Annotated in this window: 8 protein-coding genes and 1 pseudogene; 8 read left to right on the forward strand and 1 reads right to left on the reverse strand. The window is 68.1% G+C overall.

From position 1 onward, the window contains the following. The first annotated feature begins 81 nt into the window (after nt 1–81). Together IRX98_RS14545 and IRX98_RS14550 are read left to right on the forward strand one after the other, a co-directional pair. A pseudogene (locus tag IRX98_RS14545) lies at nt 82–432 on the forward strand (YnfA family protein). Nucleotides 433–631: 199 nt separating this feature from the next. Next, entirely contained in the window at nt 632–931 is a 300-nt protein-coding gene (locus IRX98_RS14550; RefSeq protein WP_224277894.1) for a DF family (seleno)protein, read from the forward strand. A gap of 774 nt (nt 932–1705) precedes the next feature. Here IRX98_RS14550 and IRX98_RS14555 read toward each other — a convergent pair. After that, on the reverse strand, nt 1706–2110 hold the full coding sequence (locus tag IRX98_RS14555; protein ID WP_224277896.1) for a four-helix bundle copper-binding protein: 405 nt from the start codon (nt 2108–2110) through the stop codon (nt 1706–1708). An 80-nt stretch (nt 2111–2190) separates the two neighbouring features. Here IRX98_RS14555 and IRX98_RS14560 point away from each other — a divergent pair, with 80 nt between their 5' ends. The 6 genes from IRX98_RS14560 to IRX98_RS14585 all read left to right on the forward strand — a co-directional run bounded on the left by IRX98_RS14560 (nt 2191) and on the right by IRX98_RS14585 (nt 7924). Beyond that, nucleotides 2191–2673, forward strand: coding sequence for an ArsR/SmtB family transcription factor (locus IRX98_RS14560; protein ID WP_224277898.1), 483 nt, complete (start codon nt 2191–2193; stop codon nt 2671–2673). A gap of 52 nt (nt 2674–2725) precedes the next feature. Beyond that, entirely contained in the window at nt 2726–3403 is a 678-nt protein-coding gene (locus IRX98_RS14565) for a DUF305 domain-containing protein (RefSeq protein WP_224277900.1), read from the forward strand. A 30-nt stretch (nt 3404–3433) separates the two neighbouring features. After that, entirely contained in the window at nt 3434–5851 is a 2418-nt protein-coding gene (locus tag IRX98_RS14570; RefSeq protein ID WP_224277902.1) for a heavy metal translocating P-type ATPase, read from the forward strand. A gap of 28 nt (nt 5852–5879) precedes the next feature. Further along, nucleotides 5880–6428, forward strand: coding sequence for a hypothetical protein (locus IRX98_RS14575; protein WP_224277904.1), 549 nt, complete (start codon nt 5880–5882; stop codon nt 6426–6428). Between the two features lie 139 nt (nt 6429–6567). Beyond that, a complete protein-coding gene (locus IRX98_RS14580; RefSeq protein ID WP_224277906.1) occupies nt 6568–7209 on the forward strand; it encodes a DUF305 domain-containing protein in 642 nt (213 codons plus the stop codon). 364 nt (nt 7210–7573) lie between these two features. Beyond that, a complete protein-coding gene (locus tag IRX98_RS14585; protein ID WP_224277908.1) occupies nt 7574–7924 on the forward strand; it encodes a hypothetical protein in 351 nt (116 codons plus the stop codon). The last annotated feature ends 1052 nt before the right edge of the window (nt 7925–8976 follow it).

The raw sequence follows: 8976 nt of genomic DNA on the forward strand, positions 1-8976 counted from the left end.
TCGGTGCTGCTGAGTGATGGGGCCGGTGGATGGTTCAGCTCGTCTTCGGCGACGCGGACAGGAACGCGGTCCAGACCAGCGATGCCGTCCCGGGAGCCGATCGCCAAGTCGCTCCTGCTGTTCGCCCTGGCTGCAGTCGCCGAAATCGGCGGCGCCTGGCTCGTCTGGCAGGGCGTACGCGAGCACCGTGGCTGGATCTGGGCCGGCGCGGGTGTCATCGCCCTCGGCGTGTACGGCTTCGTCGCCAACCTTCAACCGGACGCCCGCTTCGGACGCATCCTCGCCGCCTGTTGAGGCGTCTTCGTCGCCGCGGGTCGCTGCCTGATGGGCGTCGCCCTGGACGGGTTCCGACCTGACCGCTACGACATCGCCAGCGCGCTCGTCTGCCTGTTGGGCGTCGCCATCATCCTGTACGCCCCACGGCCAGCATGACGTCACCAGCTGACGCGACCAAGGCGGCGCCGAAGAAGCCCGCCCGGCCGCACCCCGCCGCTGCTGTCCGAGCCCCTTGTGAGCGCCACTCCACCGCGGCCCAGTCACCGAACCTGGCACCGCAACAGGCCCAACGGAGCCAACGAAAAGCGGTGGCAGACTTGAAGCAAATCCCGTGGTCGTCGAGGAGGAACCCGTAGTGCGAGTCGAGCTGCTGTACTTCGACGGATGCCCGAACTGGAAGGTCGCCGACGATCGGCTGACCCAAGCGCTGGCCGAGCTCGGCCGCGACGACGTGGTGGTCGAACGGCACCGGGTCGAGACTCCCGCGCAGGCCGAGGAGCTCGCGTTCACAGGGTCGCCGACCATCCGCATAGACGGGACTGACCCGTTCGCGACCGGTCAGGAGCAGGTCGGGCTCGCGTGCCGAGTTTACGCCACGCAGGCGGGCCTGGGCGGTTCTCCCGACACCGCGCAGCTGCTGGCGGTGCTGTCGTGAAGCGGCTCTTCTCGGTCCTTGTCGCCCGGCTACGTCCTCTTGGCGGCCGGCAACCGGGTCGCCGAACACTTCGGCGTGATGAGGTGCGGCTGCGCGGAGGACTGCTGGTGCCACCGGCCCGACCTGAGCTTGTTCCGGTGGGTGTTCCCCTGGGCGCACCGGTCCGCGCACCCGGCCTGAACGGCGGACCTCGCCGTCACGCGGACGCATCGGCCGCGCGCCCGGTGCGGCTCGCGCGGGGTGTTGTTCGGGGGGTGGTTGCTCGCCGGTGATGCCGTCGGGCTGCCATGGCGTTGGCCCTCTTCCAACCCGGGTGACGGCCGAGGCTGGGGTCAAGGGCAGCAGGGTGCTCCAGTAGTTCCAGAACCGTTCGAGGATGAGCGCGACGACGGCGAGGTAGGCGACGGTGAGGACGACCGCGTGGTTGTCGACCAGGGCTCTAGGGATCGGTCACCGGCACATGAACAGCACGCGTTCGGCGACCGGCATCGACGAGACCGTGGACACCGCGAGCTCCGTGTCGGATAGTGAGCCTGAGGCGCCCGTTGAGCCAGCTCATGCACCTGGCTTGAAGGGCGCCTCGCCAATCTGGGTTCCCCATGTGGGCCACCTCGGGCGGCAGGCGTCATAGCGATCACGTCGCAAGATTTGAAAACGGCCGCCAGCATTTGGGTCGGCCCACTGCACAGTCGAGGCGTCGTCCCCTTGTACCAGCTTGGGACGAACGCACCTCGGCGCCGCGAATCGATGGCCACAAAGGTCACCGGCCGGCCTCTACCCCAGACTGGAGAGGAGGTCGCGACAGGCTTGCTCGCAGCGTCGGCAGGCTTCGGCGCAGATGCGGCAGTGCTCGTGCATGTCGGCATGGCTCTCGCACTCGTCGCCGCACGCCTTACAGGCGGTGGCACAAGCCTCCAGGAACGCGCGGGTCACATTCGCGTCGTACCCGGTGTGGCGTGACAACGCGTTCCCGGTGGCCACGCAGATGTCGGCGCAGTCGAGATTGGTACGAATGCACTTGGCCAGTTCGGCGACCATGTCCTCCGACAGGCACGCGTCGGCACATGCAGTGCAGACCTGGGCGCACTCAAAACAGGCCGCGATGCACTCGGCCAGCTTTTCCTTGTCGATGCCTCCCAAGTCCTTCGGGTAGGCCTCCAGCATCTTGGTGTGAGCCACGATTCCTCCTCGGTTTACGGCAGCGGGGTCTCCCGGCGTGGTGACCCTGAATCCGCCACTCTGCTGACGCCTGTACCCAATTGGACCAGCATCATCCGCATAGCCGCACGGGTGTTGGGTACTTCAGCGTCGTGAACGACGAGGAGCTTGTGCGCGCTCGGGGCGACGAGCCCGACCAGATCACCGGCGGCGGCCGACACCAGCACCCGGTCGATCCGAGACGGGTTGCCATGGCCCGCGAGCGCCTGCCGTCGGCCGAGGAGGGGGACCGGCTCACCAGTGTGCTCTCGCTGATGGCCGATCCCACTCGTGCGCGACTCTTGTACGCCCTCGACGTGGTCGACGAGCTCTGCGTGGGCGACCTTGCTCTGGCGTTGTCGGTGAGCGAGGACGCGGTCTCCTACGGACTTCGGGTGCTGCGTACCGCCGGGCTGGTGACACGCCGCAAGGAGGGCCGGATCGTGTTCTACCGGCTCGCAGAGGGCTTTCCCGAGCCACTTCGACAGCACTGCCTGCGTCAGCTCATCGAGATGTCTCGCGCTCCGATCGACGACGAGCCCTGACGCCGAAGCTGACTGACATCAACCAACCACCCACGTCGGGAAGGCGATCCCCATGTCATCGCATCACACGCAGGAGCCCTCCGGTGCCAGCGAGCCCGACGACCGGGAGAAGGAGCCCGACCAGCAGAAGGAGCACAAGGCCCACGAGCGGCGGATGTACGTACGTTTCGGGCTGATGATCGCCACTTCCACGGTGGTGATGTTCGTCTTGATGTACTCCAATGTCTTCGCCTTCGACCACGTGCGGTGGAGCGAGGAACGCTTCTACATGGCGCTTCTTATGGGCGGGGCCATGGCGCTGGTGATGTTCGCGTTCATGCGCAGCATGATGTACAAGAACCGCGCCTACAACGTCGTGCTCGTGGCGGTGGCGCTGCTGCTCGGTGCAGGTGGGCTGTACCTCTCGCGTTCCCAGGCGTTGGTCGACGACCAGGCGTACATGAAGGGCATGATCCCGCACCACTCGATCGCCATCTTGACCAGTGAGCGGGCCGACATCGACGACGTACGCGTTCGTGAGCTCGCCGACGGGATCATCAAGGCCCAGCGCAAGGAGATCAAGGAGATGGACTGGCTGATCGAGGACATCGAGAAGAACGGAGCGGCCACCACTCGGGAGGAAGCCGATCAGCGTCCCGTCCCGGACTTCGAGGGAACCGCCGCCGGCAACCTCGAACACGTCAGCGATGCCCTGGCCATGCTGGCCTTGTTCGGCGTCGAGCTGCCTTGACCGTATACCCCAGGGGGGTATGCTGAAGACATGAACACGCACACCCATCGTCCCGACGCCGCAACCACGGACCAGATCACCGACCCGGTGTGCGGCATGGCGGTCGACCCGGCCGTGGCCGAACACGCAGTCGAGCACAGCGGTGAGCGGTTCTACTTCTGCTCAGCTGGCTGCAAGGACAAGTTCCTCACCGACCCCGACCGATACATCGGCCCTGGCTCCTCAGACCACGCCGAAGGTGACCGGGCCGGGCACGCAACTGCGCCCGGACATGGGCAGCCGACCCCCAGTGAGGGCGAGGCGGTCGAATACACCTGCCCGATGCACCCCGAGATCCGGCAGGACGGCCCCGGAACCTGCCCGATCTGCGGGATGGCCCTCGAGCCCGTCATCGTCACCGCGGACACCGGCCCGTCCGAGGAGCTGCGAGACATGACCCGCCGCTTCTGGGTCGGCGTCGTCCTGTCCATCCCGGTCGTGATCCTCGGCATGGGCCGCGACCTCGTCCCGTGGCTGCACGACAACATCTCCGCCACCGCGTCGGCGTGGACCCAGCTCGTGCTTGCGACCCCGGTGGTGCTGTGGGCCGGGTGGCCGTTCTTCGTCCGCGGCTGGGCGTCGGTGCGGACCCGGAACCTCAACATGTTCACGCTCATCGCGATGGGCACGGGCGTCGCGTGGCTGTTCTCCGTCGTCGCCACCGTCGCGCCGGGCATCTTCCCTGCCGCGTTCCGTGAGGACGGGGTCGTCGAGGTGTACTTCGAGGCCGCCGCCGTCATCACCACCCTCGTCCTTCTCGGGCAGGTCCTCGAGCTCCGCGCGCGCGAAGCGACCTCCGGCGCCATCAAGGCCCTCTTGGATCTCTCGCCCAAGACCGCGCGCCGCGTCCGCGAAGACGGCACCGAGGAGGAAGTCACCCTCGACCAGGTTGAGATCGGGGACATGCTGCGCGTCCGCCCCGGCGAGAAGGTCCCGGTCGACGGGCTCGTCGAGGACGGCAAGTCCGCTGTCGACGAGTCCCTGGTCACTGGCGAATCCATGCCCGTCACCAAGAACGTCGGCGACAACGCCATCGGCGGCACCCTCAACCAGACCGGCGCCCTGCTGGTGCGCGCCAACGCGGTCGGCCGCGACACCATGCTGGCCCGCATCGTGAACATGGTGGCCGAAGCCCAGCGCTCCCGCGCACCCATCCAGCGCACCGTCGACCGAGTCTCAGCAGTCTTCGTACCCGCCGTCATCGGCGTCGCCGTGCTCGCATTCATCATCTGGGCCCTCGTCGGCCCAGACCCGAAGCTGGCTCACGCGCTCGTCGTCGCGGTCAGCGTCCTCATCATCGCCTGCCCGTGTGCCCTAGGCCTGGCCACACCCATGTCCATCATGGTCGGCGTCGGACGCGGCGCCCAGATGGGCGTCCTCATCAAGAACGCCGAAGCGCTCGAGCTGATGGAGAAGGTCGACACCGTCGTCGTCGACAAGACCGGCACCCTGACCGAGGGCAAACCCGCCGTCGTCGCCGTCGAGCTCGCCGAGGGGTTCCACACGCACACCGCCGACGAGCTGCTGCGGCTCGCGGCCGCCGTGGAGAACGCCTCGGAACACCCGCTGGCTCGCGCCATCGTCAACAAGACCCAATCCAACCTGGCAGCCGGGACCGAGTCCAGCGCAGGCAGGCTGCCCGAGGTCGCTGACTTCGACGCACCCGCCGGCAAGGGCGTCCTCGGCATCGTGGAGGGCCGCAAGGTGCTCATCGGGACCGCCGGGTTCCTCACGAGCCAGGACATCGACCCCGCCGCCCTGGCCGACCAGGCCGACCAGCTGCGCCGCACCGGCGCGACCGCCGTCCTCGTCGCCATCGACGGCACCCCAGCCGGCGTCATCGGCATCGCCGACCAGGTCAAGGACACCACCCCGGCGGCGCTCACGGCGCTGCGCAAGGAGGGCATCGAGGTCATCATGCTCACCGGCGACAACCAGGTCACCGCCGCCGCGGTCGCCGCCGACCTCGGCCTCGACCGGGTCGAGGCCGAGGTGCTGCCCGACCACAAGGCCGACGTCGTCAACCGACTCCGCTCCGAGGGCCGCGTCGTCGCGTTCGCCGGAGACGGCGTCAACGACGCCCCAGCGCTCGCCGCAGCCGACGTCGGACTCGCGATGGGCACCGGCACCGACGTCGCCATCGAATCCGCCGGGGTCACTCTGCTCCGCGGCGACCTCAACGGCATCGCCCACGCCCGCGCGCTCTCCCACGCCGTCATGGGCAACGTCCGCCGCGGTCTGGTGCTGGCCTTCGGGTACAACACCGCCGGCATCCCCATCGCCGCCGGCGTGCTGTACCCGGTGTTCGGGTGGCTGCTGTCCCCGGTCATCGCCGCGGCCGCGATGGCGCTCTCGTCGGTCAGCGTCATCATCAACGCGCTCAGGCTGCGGACCCAGCGGCTGGGCTGACATCAGTGTCTCCGTACCATCGAAGCCGATGAGCCCCGTGCCCGCGACGAGCCGCCGCACCCGCAACTCCCTGCGGGTGCGGCTGGCTGCGCGGCTGACCGGCCGCAGCGCAGTGGCCGTCCTCGTAGCGGCCCTGGTCCTCGGCATCCTCGGCATGCACGCCCTTGCCAACCACGGCGCTCCCGCACCTCCCGGGACTGCCTCGAGCACGATGAGCATGACGGGTGCGGCGGCCGTGACTTCTGCTCACGAGGCGGCGATGGCCTCGGGGGACTCACACGACGGACACACCCACTCCACCGCGACGCAGTCCTCGATGGCAGCCCCCGGGTCCAGCGTTGACGCCGGTGCTGACCCCGGTCCCGGCTCGGGTCACGGCATGGCGAGCATGGTGATGTTGTGCGTCGTCATGCTCGCCGCTGCATCGCTCATCCTGCTGACACTCCTCACCATCGGCTTCCGCCGGCGGCTGCAGCCGGAGGCGTTCATGCCCGCAGCCGTCCGCGAACGGGTGCTGTGCTGGGTGCGTGGCACTGGGCCACCCCATGAGTGGCAGTTCTCCGTCATCAGGTGCTGACAGGCCCTGCGACCACCCGCCACCGCTGAACCCGACCCTGAGCTTCCACTCCGCGGGTCGACGCCAGCGGGCCGGCCGGGTGTCGCCGCGGCCTGCCCGCAACACCCCACCTGACTACCTGACTTCCAGGAGAACTCGCATGCACACCAACACCAAGACCCGTACGCGCGCCCTCGGCGCCGTCGCGCTCACCCTCCTCCTCGGCGCAGGCGTCACCGCCTGCGGCGAGGACACCACCGACGCGGCCAGCCAGACCGAGGTCAGCACCACCGAGCACAACGACGCCGACGTCGCCTTCGCGAGCGACATGATCACCCACCACGCCCAAGCGCTCTCGATGGTTGACCTGACCCTGAAGCGCGACCTCGACCCCGAGGTCCAGGCCCTCGCCGAAGACATCCGCGACGCCCAGGGCCCGGAGATCGAGACCATGGCCGACTGGCTCACCCAGTGGGGCGAAGACGTCCCCGAGACCATGCGCGACCACGTCAACTCCGGCCACGACATGGGCGACATGTCCGACAACATGGACGACATGGGCCACGACGACATGCCCGGAATGATGACCTCCGAAGACATGGACGCCCTCGAGAACGCCTCCGACGCCGAGTTCCAGGACATGTGGCTCGAGATGATGATTGATCACCACGAAGGCGCCATCGAGATGGCCGAGACCGAGCAGGAAGACGGCCAGTTCAAGGACGCCGTCGACCTCGCCGGCCAGATCATCGACGCCCAGCAGCAGGAGATCGACACGATGCAGAGCCTCCTCGACTCCTGAGCCCGCAGCGCGGGCGGACGTCACCGTGCCGGTGGCGTCCGCCCGTCCCTGTGCCCCCACATGCCCGCACACCCGGCGACCGCAACCGCAGCCGCAGCCGAGGCACGCCACCACAGCAGAGGAACGACACCCCGTGAACAAACCCACCCACGCTCAACTGGCGGCCGCCGCCGTCACAGCAGTCCTCACCCTCACCGCCGCCGGATGCGGCACGGACCCGACAGCCACCGATGCCACCAGCGAGACCAGCTCGAGCTCGTCGAGCTCCGCCGGCGTTGTACCCGACGACACGTCGCTCCCGCCATGGCCAGCACCCAGCGACGTTCCCGCGCGAGTCGCCGCCGCCGGCCTTGACCTCGGCCCCATGGGAACCGCCGAGCACTACCACCCCACACTGACCATCACCATCGACGGCCAACCGGTCCCCGTCCCACCCAACATCGGCGTCGACCCCGATACCGGCGCCATGTCCGCGGTCCACACCCACGAAGGCGACGGCACCATCCACATCGAAGCCCACACCGTCGGGGAGAAGTTCACCCTCGGCCAGCTGTTCACCCAGTGGGGCATCGCACTCACGCCGACACAGATCGGTGGCGCCAAGGCGAACGCCGGCGAAAAGGTGAAGGTGACCAGCAGCGGCACCCACGTGCCCGGCGACCCCGCCAACCTGCAGCTCGAACCCGACCAGCAGATCCAGCTGACCCTTCCCTGACCCCACGCCCATACCAGGTCGGGCGATTGCCTACTTTTGACGACGAGCCGCTGAAGGACCGATCTCACCAAACTGTCCCGCGGGCGCGGCATCCATCTTTCCTGCATCTCGACATATGTCGGGGAGTTTCTGTCGAGATGCAGCGAAAACGAGGCGATCGAACTTTCGCCTCAAGAACACTGAATCGGTAGAGATTCGATCCGTAGATGTCCGCGTTCGACCTGACATATATGCAGGCAGGAGGGGCGACCTCAGACTCGCCGCCTTGACGATCCGAGCGACGCCGTAGCGTTGCCGCCCTGTGTTGGGTCGCGGGTGCTGAGAGAATCGCGCATGCCGCTGACCAACCCTTGGCTCGCTGGACCATCGCCGGAGGCGGTGCTGCCTCGAGAGGCTCTCGAAGAGCGCATCCTCACCCTGTTCTCCGCCCAGAACATGGCGGTGACACCTGCGGCGTGCGAACCGACGGCACCGGCTGGTGCTGGGGAGACAACACGGACGGAGAAGTCAGCGGCGGTTTGGCCGGTGACGCCCTCTTACCGCTCCCCATCTCCGGTACCTGGCTGAGCCTGACCCCCGGCGCGTCGCACTGGTGTGGGATGAGAACCGACAGAACCGCGTGGTGCTGGGGCAGCAACAGCTACGGCAAGCTCGGCATCGGACTCGACCCGGGGTTCTCCCGAGTCCCGCCCACCCAGGTCGGCGGCTAGGTTTCAGGCAGTTCGCGTAGCCACAAAGCCAACCTCAAGCGGCTCGCACAGCAACTCAAAGCTGCGCTAGGTCGTCTCTGTCTCGCTAACCGGATGGGGATCGGCTCGCGGAGCGTGCCAGTGCGGGATCGGCTCGCGGAGCGTGCCAGTGCGGGATGGGCTCGCGGAGCGACCCGGTGCGGGATCCGCTCACGCGCACGTCGGCGGGTCCGGTTGAGCTGATCGCGGCGGATCCGCCCGGACGTGCGGTTCAGGTGCAGCGATCTTGCTCCACGACCGCTGCCACAGTCCGCAGAGCGGCCGGGAGGAGGGCGAGGTCGGCCGAGCCGAGCGCGAGCCTAA

It is taken from the genome of Nocardioides lacusdianchii, from assembly GCF_020102855.1.
Lineage (GTDB): Bacteria > Actinomycetota > Actinomycetes > Propionibacteriales > Nocardioidaceae > Nocardioides > Nocardioides lacusdianchii.